Consider the following 19,642-nt stretch of genomic DNA (forward strand, 5'->3'; position numbering starts at 1 on the left):
GCCACACAACGCCACTGGCTGCCACATTCTTATAGCCAATCCATACAGCCTTTAAATTACCGCCCGAACATTAAAACTTAAAATAATGCAGGGAGAAGACGATTTAAGAGGCTTAGCCAAGATAATGGCTTTTATGCGGGCAGTCAGTATTCTATTGGTACTGATGCACCTTTATTGGTTCTGCTACGGGTTCTTTTTAGAGCGTGGCTGGACACTGGAAGTAATCAACAAAATACTAGGAAATTTCGACCGGACGGCAGGTTTGTTTTCACATACCTTATATACCAAAGTTTTTGCTTTGGTCTTGTTGGCTTTAAGCTGTCTGGGAACCAAAGGTGTAAAGAATGAAAAGATAACCTGGACTAAAATTTATGTGGCTTTGGGCATTGGTTTCGTGCTGTTCTTTCTGAATACATCACTGCTAAAGCTATCTCCGGTAATAGGCACTTTTCTGTATATCCTTACAATCTCATTGGGCTATATCGCCTTACTGATGGCGGGCGTATGGATGAGCCGATTGCTGCGCACTAACCTCATGGATGATGTTTTCAACAACGAAAACGAGAGTTTTCAGCAGGAAACAAAGCTAATGGAAAATGAATATTCCGTAAACCTGCCCACCAAATTTTACTATAAAGGAAAATGGAACCACGGTTGGATAAATATTGTAAATCCTTTCAGGGCATCAATCGTATTGGGTACTCCGGGTTCCGGTAAATCGTATGCTATTGTAAACAACTATATTAAGCAGCAGATTGAGAAAGGCTTTAGTATGTACATCTACGATTTCAAGTTTGACGACCTTTCTACTATTGCCTACAATCACTTACTGAAGCATCGGGACAAGTACAGAGTTCAGCCGAAATTTTATGTAATAAATTTCGATGATCCACGCAAGAGCCACCGCTGCAACCCACTCAATCCTGATTTTATGACGGACATATCGGATGCTTACGAAGCGGCATATACCATCATGCTGAACCTCAACAGGTCGTGGATACAGAAGCAAGGGGATTTCTTCGTAGAAAGCCCAATCATATTGCTTGCTGCAATAGTCTGGTATCTGAAAATCTATGAGAATGGTAAATATTGCACTTTTCCTCACGCTATTGAATTGCTAAATAAGAAGTATTCGGATGTATTTACAATTTTAACCTCATACCCGGATTTGGAAAATTATTTGTCTCCTTTTATGGATGCGTGGCAGGGCGGAGCACAAGACCAGTTACAGGGGCAAATTGCATCGGCAAAAATACCATTGTCAAGAATGATTAGTCCGCAGTTGTATTGGGTAATGACGGGCGATGATTTTTCGCTGGACATCAACAACCCGAAAGAACCAAAAATTTTATGCGTGGGTAACAATCCCGACCGACAAAATATTTATTCGGCTGCATTGGGATTGTATAATTCACGTATTGTCAAGCTCATCAATAAGAAAGGGCAATTAAAGAGTTCGGTCATCATAGATGAGTTGCCCACAATTTATTTTCGGGGACTGGACAATCTTATCGCAACTGCGAGAAGTAATAAGGTGGCGGTATGCCTGGGATTTCAGGATTTTTCGCAGTTAACAAGGGATTACGGCGACAAAGAGAGTAAGGTAATACAGAATACCGTCGGTAATGTTTTCAGTGGTCAGGTGGTTGGAGAAACTGCTAAAAGCCTATCGGAACGCTTTGGCAAGGTATTGCAGAAACGCCAGAGCATGACCATCAACCGAAATGATAAATCTACCTCTATATCTACCCAGTTGGATAGCCTGATACCTGCCTCTAAAATTTCAACCTTAACGCAGGGGATGTTTGTGGGTGCTATCTCCGATAATTTCGATGAACGTATCGACCAAAAGATATTTCACGCTGAAATCGTTGTCGATAATGACAAGGTAGCTGCCGAAACAAAAGCCTATCAGAAGATACCGCAGATTTTATCTTTTGTGGATGAGCAGGGCGAGGATAAGATGAAGCAGCAGATTGACAGCAATTACCGTCAGATAAAATCAGATGTCCTGCATATTGTGGAAAGTGAAATGGAGCGCATCAAGAATGACCCGAATTTACAACATTTGGTACAGGAGGGATAAACAATAACTTGTTACAACCGATTTTTATTCAGTATCTACTATTAAGTAAAGAGTAGTGATATCCATATTGACAAAAGAAGTAAGACATTTAAATCTTGTTAACACACTAAGCAAAAAGAGATGCAATACATCTCTTTTTGCTTTTTCTAAGTCTGGCAATTGCCCTTTATAACCAATTATATATTGCCGAAAAGCAAGGATGCGATGATTAGAGTAACAACAACGTTAAATAATTGAGCAATTGTAAAGGCGAAAAATGGCTTGAGGTTATTGTTACTAATGAGATCTTTAAAATTGGTTTCCAAACCAATACTTGTAAATGCCAAGGCAAACCAAAGCCCTTGAACTTCCTTAATCCCACCTTTTATACTGGTCACTGTTTCCTGTTGAAGAAAAAAAGAAAAAAGTACTGATGCCGCTATAAAACCCAACACGAACTTTGGAAACCGCTCCCAAATTATCTTTAGGCTTGGCTTTTCGACCGTTCCGCCAGCAGGGGCACCGCGATATGTCCAATAGATAGAAATAGCCAATGCTGCAACCCCAAGCAATACATTCTGCGAAAACTTTACAATGGTGCTTATTTCCAGTGCTCTGTCACCAACCAGACTGCCGGAGGCTACCACAGCACCCGATGTATCAATACTTCCGCCCAACCAGGCTCCGGTGACCTCGTGCGACAAACCCATGAGCTTTGCCAGATATGGCATGCCGAGCATCATAGGAATAGCCGTTATAAGCACCATAGAAACGACATATGATAGCTTTTTCTGATCGCCCTTAATGGCACCAGATGTAGCGATAGCTGCCGAAACTCCGCATATGGATACCGCACTGGAAATCATCATGGTCAATTCATCGTCTACTTTAAGTTTCCGACAAAGCCAATATGCAAAATACCATACCGAAAGTACAACCATTAATGATTGTAACAAACCTAAAATGCCTGCTTCAAGAATATCCGAAAAAATAATATTGGTACCAAGAAGTACCAAGCCTATTTTAACAAAAAGCTCCGCATTCAGAGCGCTTCTAAACCATAGAGGGAGTTTGAATAAATTACCCACTAACAAACCTATTAACAAACTGAAGATAACCGCTTCCAATCCCATCTCTTTTAGGAACGAATTGCCGGAGATACACAGCGCACCAATCGTCAATACAAAAACCAGCGGAAATCCTTTAGCAACATTGGCAATGGGCTTTCCCATCAGAAGATTGCCAAAGATGATCAGTAAATAAACGATTGTAAATTGTTGTAAAATACCTGAAAGGTTCTTTGTTGAAACGATATTGGTAAAATCACTGACATTTTCCCATTTATAGGTGGGAACAGCGATTGAAAGTCCGAAGACAGATAAACCAATTAAAACAAAACCGAGGATTACAACAGTCCAATCCTCGGTAATACCTAGATTTTGATTTGTACGAGATTTTTCTATATCCATTAATATTAAATTGATAACCTTGCAAGATAACTATATAAAACTATTTTCAATACGTATTCAGGTCCATGATTTTCCAAATAAGCAAGTTGGAGCCATTACAATGAACTGATATACTGTCGTGGAAAACGAAAATGTTGAATACAATTAAAGTTTATCGAAACCTCTTTAAAAAAAATTCCATCGAAAGCCTAATCAACTTCAAATCCGTATTTTTTGTAAATTTTCTTTGCTTCATCGGAAATTAGGTAATCCATGAACAAATCCGCAGCTTCTGGTCGTGGAGCATTTTTGAGCCTACCTGCCCGGTATGTGGCTTTGACATTTTGTTCCTGCGGTATTTTCACTTCTTCCACAGGGTGTCCAATCATCTTTTGATAAACAACTTCTGAAGTCCAGACAGGTGCTACATCACTGTTCCCAAGAAGTATCCTCAAAGGGCTTTCCCGATGATGTATTCGTGTAAGATAAGTCGAACCGTCTTTCACTTTAGTTTCCATTATGGCTTTGTCCAATGCTTCCCCTCCGGCATTTCTATACGCGGCTTTTATTTGCCTGCCGATGCCTTCCCACGCAGGATTAGGCATACTTACCCTTACATTTTTGGATTTAAGGTCTGCAAGCCCCTGTACTTTTTTGGGATTGCCTTTTGGTACCATAAGACTAAGTTGGTTGTATGCATACGTTTCAATCCGACTGAAATGGTCTTTCATCAAATCTATTCTTGACTTCCCTGCGGTATAGACATCCGGTTTGTGAGTAATACGCAGGTTTCCGATGGTCAGCGAACCGCCTTCTATCTGTTTAGCTAATATACCTGGAGGCAAAGTTTCAGCAAAGATGCGCTCAATCTGGGGATGCTTTTTTTTAAAACCTGCTAACAGCTCGTCAATGCACATGAACTGATTACCGGCAAAAAACACAACCAACTGTGGGTCAACTATATCGCCGTACAAATCCGGTACATTATTGATACCCTGTATTGTAAACTCAACCGCTGACTTTGGAGGTGTATTCCATGGTGGGTCGAACCGATGGACATCCTGAGCCTTGACACTCATTGTAGAAGTAAAAATCAAGAAAAATAATAACAGACGATAATTAACTTTTTTAAATATTTTCATTTTCTTTTACGTTTTATGGTTTGATAATTGTCCATCCTTCGCTTGCTCTGATTAAGAGTTCTCCATTTCCGGTTGGTACATAAGCCAGGAAATCGTACAGTTCACTTTTGTCTATTTTGCGTTCCTTTAAAGTATTTAGGCATTGGGCAACAATAACACCTTTTGAAATCAACCCTTTAATGGCATCCTCGTATTCGCTGCCTTTGCGGTAAGCTTCCGTGCCTCCGGAAAACGCTATCAGTTCAACCTGCAATTTTCCTTTAAGCCGTGGGTCATTCAGCAAATTATTAATGTTCCTTATCGTTTTTTTGATAATTTCGGGAGAAGCATTGTCCATTTGATAAATCGCCTTGTAGATTTGCTTGTTAGCTGTTGCTCCATTGTACTGCTTATTCTGTTCCAATGTTTGTTGGGCTTTAGCTTGTGTCATAAAAAATGAAGTAGCGATAAAAGCTAATAAAATCAATTTCTGTTTCATGTTAATACTTATTTAGTTAAAAAATTTATTTCAAAAATTAAATGGGCCGATTTTGTGCTGTGCCTGTGGAATAGCATCAGCGTAAGGAGGGTAAGGACAGTCTTTCGGTTTTTTAGACCGATTTGGATAATCCAATTCTTTATTGACTTTTTCCGGTCTGCTGTGGCTATTGATGTAAGCCGCCACGTCATAAGCCTGCTCATCGCTAAGTAACGGCGCATCGTGTGTAACGCCAAAAGGCATATTACCTTTGATGAACTTGGCTGCTGTGAGTAACCTTGCCATTCCTGCTCCATCATTATAGCTATCACTACCCCATAATGCGGGATAAATATATCCGCCTTCCCTGTTTCCGGCACTCCCCTTAATACCTTCGCCATTAGCTCCGTGACAGGACACACAAGAATTTTTATAAACCAAAGCTCCTTTTTCTAAATCCGCAGCCCTGTCGGGAACTTTGAAATCCACAAATCCCTGTCCTTTTATTCTTTTGCCCACAGGTGCATCTTTACTAACGTGTTTTATGTAACTTATAATAGCCCGCATCTCATTACTATTTACATCAATTGCCTTTCCATTCATACTCCGCTCAAAGCACCCATTAACCCGCTCTTCAAGTGACACAACTTTATTCTCGCGCCCGATGTAGATTGGAAACACACCACTAAGTCCTATGTATGGTGCTGCAAATGGTTTTGTTCCACCATTGAGATGGCAACTGGAACAGGCAAGTCTATTTCCCGTTATGGCTAATTTGGTTCCAGGTCCTACAAGAGCGTATGTTTCTGTGATCAGACGATGGCCATATTCAGCCATTTTACCTTCTTGCGTACTATCGAAAGGAGGAATTATATAATCTTCTGTAATAATTGAAACATTCGCTTGATTAGTCTTTTCAGTTTCAGGAATTGGAGTTGTAGCTGGTTTATGCTCACCTATATAAGCCCAAAGGGGTACCAAAATTAAAAGAATGATACAAAGTACTAATAAGAGGTTTAGGTTCCTTAATATTCCTCTGACATCTGAAAGGCTTTTTTCTTTATCATTTTCATTCATAACAAATTTCTTAGTCATCTATTGATAACACAAACTTCTTAAATCATTAAATGATATTAAAATGACACTTATTTATTACCAATAACCTAAAGTTATTAAAGAGCCAGATGGAACTATGCAATAGAGCAGTCGGGTAATATATGTTATCCTAATTTTTATTATTAGCAAATTAATTCAACAATCGTAATATGCAGCTGAAGTATTTTGGGTATAGATGCCGGAATGCCCATAAAAATAGAACTAAACAGAATGAGCAGGTCGTTCATACCTGCTCATTCTGTAATTTATTCGCTTCAAGATATAACGATGAACTCATCAAGGTGTTGCTACAGGCATATCCTTGACAGGTACCGGCCATACACCACCAGGCATTGGAAAAGATACACCTTTATTGGAACCCATGACCATATTATCCTTTCCAAAATGATAAAGCGGCCATCCTTTGTAAGTGAGCTGTTTTCTTCCAAACACGGTTATTGACCCAAAAAGAGATTTATCCAAAGAAGAGGGCACCACTATTTTATCTGTTTCATAAATAGGCCACACACCATTGTTATAGAAATCAGGAGCCGTAAAATTATTTTTGTTCTGCTTGTCGTTCTTGAACGTATAAAGTGTCACGCCCTTTGCATCTGTAAAATACAGTGTCTTCCCGGTACCTTCGGTGTAAGTTGAGGTGTAATTTTTTTCATCATGGCCAATAAGTTGTGCATTGGTCAACATGATTGTATAATCAGGTTTTGCAACAAACCAAACCCCACCCACGTTTTCACCGTTAGTCTGTCCGGGAGCTTCTTGGGTATTTTTACCACTTACAGCAGGTGCATAATAATACAATGGGCGGTCTTTGTAAGTTAATTGTTTTTTACCTGATCCTGTCGTAATAGTGTTAAAATCTGACAGATCAAGTCCGGAGCCCAACTTTTCTGCCGACAGATTTTCTACATTGAATACGGGCCACACCAATTCACAATTGCCTGTACAATTGTTGGCTGATGTCGCATCATTAGCAAAATAGTACAAGGTTCGGCCTTCCTTGTCGGTAAGAATGTCACCAAGGGTGGCATTCGTAGTCAGCTGTACATCTTTTGCTATAGGTTCTGTGCCTTTATCATCATCTTTGGAACATCCGGTAATGACGGACATGAATAATAAAGCTGCGGCGAAAGCTGTAAACAGCTTTGAAAAATGGTTAACTTTTTTCATTTTTTTATATTTGATTGTTTATAAATTTTCTTGGAGGAAATAGTGCGGGTTTCAGTGCCAGATGACAAGGTAATAGCTCTTAAATCCATCTTGTCAAACCCGAAATTTTGGGGAAGCGAAGCTTCCATATTAAAAGTTTCAGGTTCATTTTTTGGACTACACCCCATAATGAACAACAGGTGACAAATTAATTATTCCCAACCCCATTTCTGGAAGATACGGTGCGCATCATCGGACTTTAAATATTGAATAAAATCCTTCGCCATCCGGCTTTTGTAACCCTTTTTTGTCATCACGATAGGAGTACCTCTATATACTTGTATGTCACTGGAGATTTTAACAGCTTCCGTGAGTTTGTCCAAGTTCTTATTCCAAGAACTGTATGTAATCCAAGCATCATAATCCGGATTGCTCTTCCAATCTGAGATAGCAAGTGCTGTATTGGGAAAAGAACGGATTATGTTTTTCGCTATACAGCTTATTAAATTCTGTTTTCCAGCGAGGTCTTCCCACATACCCAACTGTCCTGCTCCGTTGACATCCATTATTCTTACGCCCTTCTTACACAGGTCTTTTATTCCCAAAATATTTTTTGGATTGCCGGGACGAACTAAGATAGCGGCGCCCCGTTGGTAAAGTGATGTTCTTGTACTTTTTTCGATGAGATTTTCGTTGTTTGCTATAAATGCCGTCAACATATACTCTGCTCCCCCGAAAATAAGGTCTCCGTTTTGTATTGCATTATCCCTCCATACGTTATCGGGGCCTCCAACTACCTGCACAACTACGTTGTTCTGTTTTCCAAAATTAGCGGCGCATTCCTTGAACGGACTTAAAGGTCCTCCCGGACCGTAAACAAAAAGCGTATCCGTCTGCGCTATGGAAAAGAAAGGCAAAGCCAAAGCTGCACACAAACAAAAAAAATTAGTTTTCATATGATCGATTTTAGCTGTTATAATTATTTAGTTTTTAAGATTTTCAAATGTTTACAGAAAGTTGTAAATCTGCAACGAACCATTTTTAACCTTATTAATATTTCTCTTGCCTCAGATAAGGCATTCGCTTTTTATCCTCTTCTGTAGTGCAAAATTTGAAAAATATCAAGTCTTGTCAAAATGTCATTTTTTTATCTGAAATAACCTAAAGTTATTAAAGAGCCAGATGGAATGCGTTAGAGTAGTCTGTTAGAAAATATATATTGTATTTTTGTAGAACCTAATTCTTACATTTTACACTATGCTTGATTTTAGACTAAAAGTATTTTATGTTGTTGCAAAGCGGCTGAATTTTACCAAAGCCGCTGAAGAATTATTTATTACCCAACCTGCGGTCAGTAAGCATATCCACGAGATTGAAACATTTTATAAAAGCAAATTCTTTGAAAGGAATGGCACTCGCATAAAATTAACACCAGCGGGGAACGTTCTTCTAAAGTATGCCGAAGAAATCTTTAATATACACAGGAATATAGAATTTGAACTTGCAGCACTGACAAAAGATGTAAAGGGAACACTTCAAATTGGCGCAAGTACAACCGTAGCGCAATACTTCTTACCTGCGTATCTGGCTTCTTTCAAACAGAAATTTCCGAACCTGAAAATTTCATTGTCTGTAAATAATACGGAAAACGTTGAAAATCTACTGATAGAAAACAAAATCAATTTAGCTATCGTAGAGGGGCATACCAAACGAAAAGATTTGAAATATTTGCCTTTGGTTAAGGATGAAATTGTCTTGTGTACGAAAACTTCCAACCACACTTTAAACAAGGCAATGATTACATTAAAAGATTTACAGCAATTACCCATAATTATCCGGGAGGGAGGTTCGGGTTCACGTGAAGTAATAGCAGCAGCGTTAAAGAAAGCCGGAATAAATGTTTCATCACTAAATATAGATATGGAATTTGAAAGCACTGAAAGTATAAAGTCATATCTATTAAATTCCAATTCTTACGCATTCCTGTCAATAAGTGCAATATTTAATGAATTGAAGAATGGGTTATTAAAAATTGTTGACGTTAAAGATTTGGAAATAGAGCGTTATTTCTACTATATAACGCAGCAAGGAGATACCCATTTTTTAAACGATGTTTTTTTAAAACACCTGAACCTAAATAACCTGAAGTTATGATACATTCGGAATAGTCATTTCCCTGTTTTTTCAGTCTTGCAGAAATTTGCACTAAATAATTAAACAATTTTAGTGCTATGAAAAGCAACCCACTTAATAATGACAAAAAAAAGATTTTAGACCGAAGCATCACAACCAGGGAATTGATTTTTCTTTTATCACTTGTATTCTGCCTGTCACCCTTTATATCTCCACCATTAGCATTGCTTTTGGGAATAATTATAGCACAATTTATCGGACATCCCTATTTGCACCTTAATCATAAAGCTACACACCTGTTATTGCAAGTTTCGGTAGTAGGTTTAGGCTTCGGAATGAATATAGGCACAGCGTTGAAAGCAAGTAAGGATGGTATTCTACTGACAGTTCTTTCAATTCTTATCGTCCTTGTATTGGGATATATTGTCGGAAAAAGTCTTAAAATTAGCAAAGAAATATCTTTTCTGATTTCAATCGGTACAGCCATCTGCGGAGGCAGTGCTATTGCAGCAGTTTCGCCCATTATCAACGCTAAAGAAAAACAGATAAGCGTAGCTTTAGGCACTATATTCATTCTCAACTCCATTGCGCTTATTCTATTCCCTATTGTGGGTCATATGCTTCATCTGTCGCAAACACAGTTCGGATTGTGGTGCGCCATTGCAATACAAGATACAAGCTCGGTTGTTGGAGCCGCCAGTAAATACGGAAACGAAGCACTGCAAATCGCTACGACGGTCAAACTCACAAGAGCATTATGGATAATTCCCATTGCCTTTGCCAGTTCGGTAATTTTCAAATCGAAAAGCTCGAAAATAAAAATACCTTACTTCATTGGATTATTTGTCGTTGCCATTTTACTCAATACCTATATCCCGTTTTTTGAAAAGATAGGAAGCTACATTGTAAGCGTTTCCAAAACAGGAATGACCATCACACTGTTTTTAATCGGGGCAGGCTTGACAAGAAATGTTTTAGCATCCGTTGGATTTAAACCGATAATACAGGGATTTATTCTATGGGTGCTTATAGCGTTGCCAGCAGCTTTAGCCGTAATATATTTATAGCATTTATGCAGGAGGGATAAAATAAAAGGGAGGTTTTAACGCCTCCCTTTTTTATTGCCTGTATGTTCGGTTACTACAATACGCCACGGGGCATATGCACACCTTTTACCCGCACAATGCTTTCCTGAACCGCCGTGGTTTCTTTCTTCTTTTCTTCCTGCTCCGGAGCATCTGTTTTTGTTTCCGGCGTAATGGATAGCTGTATCTTCCGTTCTACGGCAGCCAGTTCCGTTTTGAGTTCGCTCAATCGACTTTCCTTAGCCCACGTACCGTTGAGCACGTCCTGAAGCACGGGCAGGTCTTTTTGGATTTCCGCAATCTTATCCTCTTCCTGCTTGATAAAGCCCGGCAGCTTATCCAATGCCCGGATAAAGTTCATTGCGGCGGTTTCAGGGTCTTTCGCCATTACACCGTTATTGAACGTGTATTTGATATTGCCCTCGCCCTGGACAAAAAAACGGTTGGTCTTTTCGACAAGGCTTGCACTGTCTTTTTGTGTCAATTCTGTTTTTACCAACAGCGTAAAACCATACAGCGTACCGATTTCATCATACTGCCCCCCGGTGTGGGCTTTGTTTGCAATCTGGTTGAGCTTCGCACCGATTTGTTTCGGGTTGGCATTCGGTGGCAAGCCATCCAACAGCACAGGGTTTTCGATTGTACCATCCGAACGCTTTTGCAGGCGTTGCTCTAAGTTTTCCCAGTCCGTGCTCATCCGCTTCAAGCGGGATTGGGTGCTTTGTAGCATTTCCGTATAGTTCTCCACTTTAGATTTGGCACTGAATTTAGAACGGTTGAACGCCTGCTTTTCGCTTTCCAGTCCGGCAATCTGTTTCTCCAGTTTAGCTTTATCCAACAGGTCTGTATTTCCTGACAGGATTGCCACATATTCCGAGAAGTTCATTCCCGATTTTTCGTCCATACTTCCCTCGTCAATCGTCCTTTTGGTCAGGTTGTTGGTCTTTAACTGGTCGATGAAAAGCTGCTTATTGTAGAGCAGGTTAAACTTGTAGCTGTCCAGTGATTTTTCTACGGCGTAGATAATCACGGCTACTTTGTTATCGGCAAAGAACTTGGCAACCTCGTTACCTTTTCGGATTGCCCGCCCGTCCCTTTGGGCAAGGTCAGACGGTCGCCACGGCGTATCTAAATGATGCACGGCTACGGCTCTTTTCTGCGCATTCACACCCGTGCCCAACATACTGGTAGAACCGAACAGCACCCGGATTTTACCCTCGTTCATTCCATTGATAAGGTCTTTGCGCTGCTTATCATTTTTCGCTTCCTGAATAAACCGCACTTCGTTTGCAGGTATGCCGTGGTCTTCTACGAGCTTGCGTTTGATTTCGGCGTACACATTCCATTCGCCCGGCTTATAGGTTCCCAAATCGGAGAACACGAACTGCGTTCCTTTCTGTGCGTTGAACTCTTTGTAATACTTGGCGATGTTTGCCGCACAATGCGAAGCCTTATTGTCAGGATGGTCTTCATATATCCCGCTTACCAAACGCATATCAAGCGACATCTTACGGGCATAGTCCGTAGCAATGAGCATCTTTGCTTTTTCTTCCCTTTGGGATAGCGGTAATCTACCGAGCAAAGTCGCATCGCCATTTTTGGCAAACTGCATCAGGCTTTGTATAAAATCTTCCTGGTCAGGTGTAGGCGGTATATTGCACAATACCTCGTTCTTATTGGGGCGGTCGATACCAATATCCTTTGCTGTCCTGTAATCCGTGATTTCTGAATAGAACTGCGCCAGTTCCGGCACTTTGATAAAGTAGCGGAAACGTTCTTTGGCTACAATATTGTTAGCTACTGAAAATTCATAATCGGTCGTTTTTCTTGCGTAAATGGCTGCCCACGCATCAAAGGAATTAATGCCCTGTTTCGCCAGTGCACGGGGACGCAGGTATTTGAACAGCAGGTACAGTTCCGTTAATGAATTGCTGATGGTCGTACCCGAAAGAAAGGTTGCCCCCATATCCGCATTGGTGCGCTCCTGAATGGTGCGGATAGCAAACAGCAGGTTCAGTGCCTTTTGGCTCCCGTCCACATTACCCAGTCCGGCAACCCGTGTATGACGGGTGTTGAACATCAGGTTTTTGAACTGGTGGCTTTCATCTACAAATAAATGGTCGATACCCATCATTTTAAAGTCCACTATATCATCTTTGCGGTTCTCAATATCGTGTTGCAGCGTTTTCAGCTTTACTTCAAGATTTTCTTTCCGCTTGATAACTCCGGCGAGCATCCCCCTGGTTACTTCCTTGCCCTGCGATTTCAGTGCATCGAGGTTACGCTCCACGCTGTCCAGTTCTATTTCGAGGATTTCCTTTTGTATTTCGGGGGACTGGGGTATCATCCCGAACTGGTCGTGCGTGAGTATCACACAATCCCAGTCGTTGTTTTTAATATCCCCGAAAATGCGCAGGCGTTTTTTAGGCGCAAAATCATCAATACCCGGATAAAGGATTTTAGCGTGAGGATAGGCTTTGCGGTAGTCTTCGGCAATGGCAGGTATATTGGCTTTCAGCCCGATAATCATCGGTTTGTGGGCTAAGCCCAACCGCTTCATTTCCTGTGCGCCTGTACACATTATCAACGTCTTTCCTGCACCTACTTCGTGGTCGCAGATAGCACCGTTGTTCAGCTTTATCATCCATACGGCATCTTTTTGGCTTGAATACAGGTCTTCGATGCCTGATGCCTTACGGTCTAAGCCCGGAAATTCCTGATGGCTGCCGTCATAGTTGGGGCGGACGAAACAGTTAAACGTATCGTTGTACTGGTCCGTCAGCCTGTTTTTAAATTCATCATTCTGTGCGTGGAGCCAGTCGGTAAAGGCGGTACGGATTTCGTCTATTTTGGTGTTCGCCATTTGTATGGCTTCCATATCCCGTACCTTGACCTCTTGGTCATCTACGATTATTTTCTTGGTAATATCCGGTGTGGTATTGACGAGGGCGTGTTTGAGCAGGGCAATACCGTCAAACGTGCGGCTTTCCGCTTTGACGGCGTATTTTTCCCAAATGTGCATATTACCTTGACTACACTTTACCGAAAAATCATCGGCACTGTCGGAGTAATGAATGTGCACATCTGCATCGAACAGGTGCGAAGCAAAGCGGGCATACAGCCCGGTAGGTATCCACCGTTCGCCGAGGTTAAAATCCAGTTCCTCAAATTCAATCCGTCTTGGTCGGGCTTCCTCTAAAGCGGTAAGGCTTTCTTCGGCTTCGGTATCATCGGGATTGTTTTCGAGATAGGCTCTTACTTCGTTGGCTTTCTCAACCACGTTGCCCGCAATCCATCGTTCCGCTATTTCGTATTCCTGTTGTAGCGGGTTGTAGAACAACCGTCCTTGCAAGGCTTCTTTCAGCGTATCGGCAGGCAGGCTGCTGATTTCGGACATAAAATCCAAATCAACATTGCCGTACTTGTTCAGCGATGCCGCCAAAGCCTCTTCGGGATTGTCGGTTGCTAAGGTGGTGGTAGAAAAACTAACAGGGCGGCTGAAAATATCCGCTTTGTGTATGACACCGCCAATGATACGCTCCAGATACGGGATTTCCTTACCTGAGCTGTCTGTCTTTATCAGCTTGGTATTGTCGGCAGTATTGAGATTGCCATACTTTTTGGTAAAGGTATCGTACAGGCGGTTCAGGGTTTCCCGTTCTTCTTTGTGCTCGCTCTGCTTTTCCGCTTCTTTTTGGTACAGGTCGATATAGCAGTCCCTTACGGCAATATAGGCTTCAGCTCTTGCTTTCTGTGCCGATGGTAATTGCAACGGATGAAAGGTTGCCGTTGCTTTTTCTTTGTTTCTATCTACATCTTGCAGGTAACCGACCCAACCATTATCCACGACAAGGCAATCGTTACGGTGGAACCGTTGCACTTCGCCACTGTACGGCGCAGGTTCGGGAATGGTATTGATATTGGTATCAGGAACGGCAGACTTATCCGTCTGGCCATTCCCATTGCTTTGTGAAAAAAGGTCGCCGATTACTTCCTGACGTTTGCCGTTTATTTTGGGCGTATTCTTAGCAGTATCATTGGTTTTTGGCGGTATATACGTTTGCTGCATTGCGCCATTGAACAGGTCTGTTTGGCGACCTAATGCAGCTTTTCTTTTTCGTGGGCTTTGCCTTGTGCTCCGGGTGGCTCTTTTGGGTAAGGCAATGACGGCAATAGGTTCCCCCGCATTTTCAAACAGGTCAAAAATGCTAAGCTGCTTTAATTCCTGTGGGCTTTCCCGATGGATTACCGGAGTAGGTTCGGGCTGCGGTTGTTGCCGGATGGTTACAGGTTCTATAACCGGAGGTATTACGGGCGGTGGAAGCGGGATTTGTATTACAGGTTCATCGTTTTGTTCACCTTTGTATAAACCTACATTCAGGTGCTTTCCAAAATCTTCGGAAAGCATTTGTTTCAAATCTCTGGCAATCCCATCAATACCGCCTTTATGGGTATAGATTAAGGCAGGTTTTCCATATGGGTCTGTATCTACCTTGCTATCGGTATGCACAATTCTTTTGCTGTACTGAAAGAGCGCACTGCCAGGTGTATTGTATTCCGTTGGCAAACTTTGGCAAAACAGATCTTCCCTTTCGGTCAGACCTTGCTTCGCCAAATTCTTTTGCAGGATAATCAAGTCGCTGCCGACTTCCGTACCTGCATATTCGGTAAACAGGTTGTTAGGTAAGCGAACAACGGAAACCAAATTATTATCCTGCATTAACGCTCTGCGTATCGGCTCGTTCTTAGGGCTGTTTAGAATGCCTTGTGAAGTAATGAAAGCCAATATACCGCCATCACGGAGCATATCAGCCCCTTTCAGGAAAAAGTAATTGTGTATGCTTCGGGCTGCCTGTTCCTTTGCGCTGTTCCTGCTGCGGGAATAAGAAAGGTCAAATATGGAAGTATCGCCGAACGGGATATTACTGGCAACTACATCGTAGCTGTTTTGTTCCCTTTCGGGAATTTCCTCAAAACCACTTATACGGATATTGCTGTCGGTATAAAGCTGCTTTAAAATCTTGCCTGTCAGCAAGTCCTTTTCATAAGCCGTAATGGTTGCTTTTTGGTTTTCCGAAAAGGATTGAACGAATGAGCCGATACCTGCGGCGGGTTCGAGGAATTTATCAATTTGCAAACCGCTATCCCGCAAGACGGTGGAAATGACATCTATGACCTTTGGCGGCGTATAAAAAGCCGTGAGAACGGAGCTTTTTATACTATCTACATACCTGCGGTACTGCTTATCGTCTTCGGAATTTTCTTTGAGTAGTTGGTGGAGTTCCTGCGTAATCGGAAAAAGGTCGTGTTCCGTTTTTCTCCAGTTATTGATGTCAATTTCGTTTTCTACGGGGTTCAGAACGAATTTAAGACCGCCAAATCCGCTGTATTGCATCATTAGCAGTCTTTCGCCTACGGTGGCTTGCCGTTTCTCCTTTTCAAGTTTAAAAACAATTCGCAGGGCATCAATATTCTGTTGGAGATGGGAACGCTTACTGAAGCCCATTTTCTTCAATCCATATTGCGATGGTTCCTGTCAGTTCGGTATAGAGTAAATCGAACTCATACCCGTAGGCGAAATCATCGGTTAATTCATATCCCGCAAATACAGGTTCGCAAACAGGAAACATTTTCAGGGCGAACGGTCGCAGTTCCTCGTCTGCCATCAGGGTATCAAACTCATTGCATACCACTTTGAAAACCGTGTCGAATTTGGAGAAGTACAAGCCCTCAAAAAGTATGTAGTTGGCTATTTCATTACATTGCTCAACGGCGTTTCCCGAACGGAAAGCCCCCTCGTAAGCATTAGCAGCCCAGGAAGAACGTTGGTCGATAAATTTTTGGTCGTGCGCCTTTTCGGGGAAGCTGCTGTTTAATAATTCTTGCAGTCGTAATCTGAAATACGATAGGTCTTTTTGCTGTACATCCATACTGATTTTGTTTTAGAATTTTACTTAAATCCTAAAATTAGAAGCGGTAGCTAATGCCTATGAGAATGTTGCAGGGTTTGGCTTTGAAAGGCAGTGTTTGGCGTAAAACTAACTAATAATGAAGATTTTAATTTGTATTTTTGACCTTTAAAAAATTAACTATTTAAATAGCAGCTATCAATATAATGAATGAATTAGAACCCTTAAAGAGCATTTTTAAAGACAGGATATTTAAGATACCCGATTACCAGCGTGGCTACGCTTGGACAACAAGACAGTTAAAAGATTTTTGGGAAGATTTAGTAAATCTTCCTACCGATAGGTTTCACTATACAGGCTTACTCTCTTTGAAAAAGGTGGATAGAAATATCTGGTCTAATTGGAATGATGAACGATGGTTAATCGAAGACAGAGGCTTTAAACCTTTTCACATCGTTGACGGACAGCAACGATTGACAACATTTGTAATTTTCATACAAGCTATTTCTGAACAGCTAAAAGCTATACCTGAAAACAAGGACAAAAAAGATGAAGAGATTTACCTTGGTTCTTTTAGTTTAAAAGCGATTAAGGAAGAATACTTGGTTATAGAAAAGCCGCCTCAATTTATTGTTACGACATACAAATTTGGGTACGAAGTTGATAATCCAAGTTTTAAATATTTACGTCATAAGGTTTTTTTAGAGCCAAATAGCGGAACAATCCAAGAAACATTTTATACCCTCAATCTTGAAAATGCTAAACGCTTTTTCAAAGAAAATCTGCAAAACTATTTTGAGAAATACGGTCTAACTGAAATAGAAGCATTGTTCAAAAAAGTCACGCAAAACCTGATGTTTAATGTTTATGAAATAAGTGATGATTTTGATGTTTTTGTTGCATTTGAAACGATGAATAATCGTGGAAAGAAGCTATCAAATTTGGAGCTTCTTAAAAATCGACTGATATACTTAACAACTTTATACGATGAAAAAGAGTTAAAAAACGATGAACGAAATTCGCTGCGTGAAAAAATCAATGATGCTTGGAAAGAAGTTTATTATCAACTTGGGAGAAATAAAAAAAATCCGCTTAACGATGATGATTTTTTAGTGGCTCATTGGATAATGTATTTTCAATACACAAGAGAAAAAGGCGATGATTATATCAGGTTTTTGTTAGAGCAGAAATTCACACCACAAAATATTTATGCAAAAACGGAAGTAAGACTAAGTTCTTTACAAGAATTTGAAGAAGTGCGGGAGGATGACGACACTGACCAGGAAGAAGTCGAGGTAAATGGAGAAGAGGAAATAATAGTTATGCGTTCCCAGCTTTCTCCGAAAGAAATTGAAGATTATGTAAATAGCTTGAAAGCTGCTGCCGTTCATTGGTATAATACACACAATCCTATAAACAATCCTGACTTAACCGTTCAGGAAAGTCTATGGATAGACCGTTTGAACAGAATTGGTATAATTTATTTCCGTCCCCTTGTGACAGTAGTTTATTTACGTAAGGATATTACTTCAGATAAGAGAGTTCAGCTTTTCAGAGAAATCGAGCGGTTCATATTCATTACATTTAGGCTTAGTCGGGCGTTTTCAACATATAGGAATAGTGAATTTTACCGTGCAGCAAGGCAGTTGAGAAATGGAGAACTGACAATTGACAATATCATTCAACGATTGAATGACAGAATGAATTATTGCTTTTATACTCCAGAAAATTCTGACGCAACCTACTTTGATTATACTTATTTCCAAAAATTTATTGATAAGAAATTTAAAAGCGGAGGAGGTTTTTATTACTGGAATGGGCTTCGATATTTCCTGTATGAGTATGAAATGGACAAAGTAAGACAAAGAGGAAGCCAAAAGATTGATTGGAGGTTGTTTGTGAAAAGTGAAAAAGATAAAGTTTCCATAGAACATATTTATCCCCAAACCCCAACACATAAAAATTGGAAAGAAAGTTTCAAGATATACAAAAAAGCACAACAACCATTTTTTCAGGGAACTTTAGGTAACCTTTTACCATTATCACAAAGCATAAATTCAAGTTTACAAAACGATTGCTTTGATGATAAGAAAGAAGCAAAATATAATGATAGGAACGAAAAGATAAGACAAGGTTATTCTGACGGTTCTCATTCAGAAATTGAAGTTGCACGATATGAAACTTGGAACCCTGATACCATTCTTGAAAGAGGTAATAAGTTGTTGGAATTTATGGAAAAACGTTGGGACTTAAAATTTGAAGATGAAACTGCTAAGGCAGAATTATTATTTCTCGATTTTATGCTTCCAGAGCAAGAAAATAATGGAAAAGAATAACCGAAAAATATTTATATAAATGAGTTATACAGAAAATATTGAACGTTTAAAAATATTACTTACAGGAGCGTCCACAGATGTTACTATAACAAGTGAAAATGAGGCAGAATACAAAAGGTTGAAAAGTGAACTAAATAAATCTGCGAAGTTCCAAACTAACCAACCAAAGGAATTTAAAATTTGCGTTACACTTCAAGAATTTAGGAGGGAAATGCAAGCAAAAGGTGGGTATGCCGAACGAAGAAAACATATAAACGAAATATTCTATCCTCTAATTTCAGACGAAAATTCCCTACTCGATAGCATAGAGGAAATACAGCAAAATGTAAACTTTGGTCATTTAAACCTTTTGCCGCAAGACATACAACAAAAAGGACGAGAGATGTCAGAAGTCTATTTGTATTTATATTGTATTGAAAATTCTTTAAGAATATTTATTGATGAGATTATGAAGACTGAAACAATAAATATCCCCCGAAAAGTGCAAGACACCATAGATAAACTGAAGAAAAACGAACAAGAAAGTAAATATTTGCCAATTCGAGGTAATAGTGATTTATTTTACTGTGACTTTATTGAATTGGGCAAAATAATAGTTGGAAATTGGACAATTTTCGGGAAGTATTTCCCTAAGCAAAATGAACATTGGTTGAATGTTATGGTGGATGAATTGTACAAGATACGATGTTTGGTTGCTCATAATAGTTACGTTGGGAAAGATGAACGTGATGCACTAAAAGTTTATTATAAGAGTATCACAGCCCAATTACAGTTATAGTTTAAATTCAAACCCTCTGAAAAGAGG

General features: G+C 40.2%; 13 protein-coding genes. 5 read left to right on the forward strand and 8 right to left on the reverse strand.

The window, feature by feature from the left end; all coding sequences use genetic code 11:
* Nucleotides 1–85 precede the first annotated feature (85 nt).
* Complete coding sequence (gene mobC, locus K319_RS0114755; protein WP_027384289.1) at nt 86–2,086, forward strand: conjugal transfer protein MobC; 2,001 nt, start codon at nt 86–88, stop codon at nt 2,084–2,086.
* Between the two features lie 176 nt (nt 2,087–2,262).
* Here mobC and K319_RS0114760 read toward each other — a convergent pair whose 3' ends face one another.
* From K319_RS0114760 to K319_RS0114790, 6 genes are all read right to left on the reverse strand, one after another.
* Entirely contained in the window at nt 2,263–3,534 is a 1,272-nt protein-coding gene (locus tag K319_RS0114760; RefSeq protein ID WP_027384290.1) for a YeiH family protein, read from the reverse strand.
* Between the two features lie 188 nt (nt 3,535–3,722).
* Nucleotides 3,723–4,655: a molybdate ABC transporter substrate-binding protein gene (locus K319_RS0114765; protein WP_034671899.1), complete on the reverse strand. Its 933-nt coding sequence runs from the start codon at nt 4,653–4,655 to the stop codon at nt 3,723–3,725.
* 13 nt (nt 4,656–4,668) lie between these two features.
* Complete coding sequence (locus K319_RS0114770; protein WP_027384292.1) at nt 4,669–5,133, reverse strand: DsrE family protein; 465 nt, start codon at nt 5,131–5,133, stop codon at nt 4,669–4,671.
* Between the two features lie 30 nt (nt 5,134–5,163).
* The gene (locus K319_RS0114775; RefSeq protein ID WP_213083443.1) at nt 5,164–6,093 is read right to left on the reverse strand and encodes a c-type cytochrome; all 930 of its coding nucleotides are present in this window, start codon (nt 6,091–6,093) and stop codon (nt 5,164–5,166) included.
* Between the two features lie 411 nt (nt 6,094–6,504).
* A complete protein-coding gene (locus tag K319_RS0114780) occupies nt 6,505–7,395 on the reverse strand; it encodes a hypothetical protein (protein WP_027384294.1) in 891 nt (296 codons plus the stop codon).
* Nucleotides 7,396–7,586: 191 nt separating this feature from the next.
* Nucleotides 7,587–8,330: a substrate-binding domain-containing protein gene (locus K319_RS0114790; RefSeq protein WP_027384295.1), complete on the reverse strand. Its 744-nt coding sequence runs from the start codon at nt 8,328–8,330 to the stop codon at nt 7,587–7,589.
* A 301-nt stretch (nt 8,331–8,631) separates the two neighbouring features.
* Here K319_RS0114790 and K319_RS0114800 point away from each other — a divergent pair, with 301 nt between their 5' ends.
* Both K319_RS0114800 and K319_RS0114805 read left to right on the forward strand, forming a co-directional pair.
* Nucleotides 8,632–9,528: a LysR family transcriptional regulator gene (locus tag K319_RS0114800; protein WP_027384296.1), complete on the forward strand. Its 897-nt coding sequence runs from the start codon at nt 8,632–8,634 to the stop codon at nt 9,526–9,528.
* 77 nt (nt 9,529–9,605) lie between these two features.
* Nucleotides 9,606–10,574, forward strand: a complete 969-nt coding sequence (locus K319_RS0114805; protein ID WP_027384297.1) for a YeiH family protein — start codon at nt 9,606–9,608, stop codon at nt 10,572–10,574.
* Between the two features lie 73 nt (nt 10,575–10,647).
* On the opposite strand, the gene K319_RS0114810 is transcribed toward K319_RS0114805, so the two are convergent.
* Both K319_RS0114810 and K319_RS0114815 read right to left on the reverse strand, forming a co-directional pair.
* Nucleotides 10,648–16,098: an N-6 DNA methylase gene (locus tag K319_RS0114810; protein WP_027384298.1), complete on the reverse strand. Its 5,451-nt coding sequence runs from the start codon at nt 16,096–16,098 to the stop codon at nt 10,648–10,650.
* Nucleotides 16,085–16,522 carry a DUF1896 domain-containing protein gene (locus K319_RS0114815; protein WP_027384299.1) on the reverse strand — a complete coding sequence of 146 codons (438 nt, stop codon included), beginning with the start codon at nt 16,520–16,522 and terminating at the stop codon, nt 16,085–16,087. The genes K319_RS0114810 and K319_RS0114815 overlap by 14 nt, the downstream gene beginning before the upstream one ends.
* A 185-nt stretch (nt 16,523–16,707) precedes the next feature.
* On the opposite strand from K319_RS0114815, the gene K319_RS0114820 reads away from it, so the two are divergent.
* Complete coding sequence (locus K319_RS0114820; protein ID WP_027384300.1) at nt 16,708–18,837, forward strand: DUF262 domain-containing protein; 2,130 nt, start codon at nt 16,708–16,710, stop codon at nt 18,835–18,837.
* Nucleotides 18,838–18,856: 19 nt separating this feature from the next.
* Complete coding sequence (locus tag K319_RS0114825) at nt 18,857–19,615, forward strand: Swt1 family HEPN domain-containing protein (protein WP_027384301.1); 759 nt, start codon at nt 18,857–18,859, stop codon at nt 19,613–19,615.
* Nucleotides 19,616–19,642 lie beyond the last annotated feature (27 nt).

This window comes from Epilithonimonas caeni DSM 17710 (genome assembly GCF_000426465.1).
GTDB lineage: Bacteria > Bacteroidota > Bacteroidia > Flavobacteriales > Weeksellaceae > Epilithonimonas > Epilithonimonas caeni.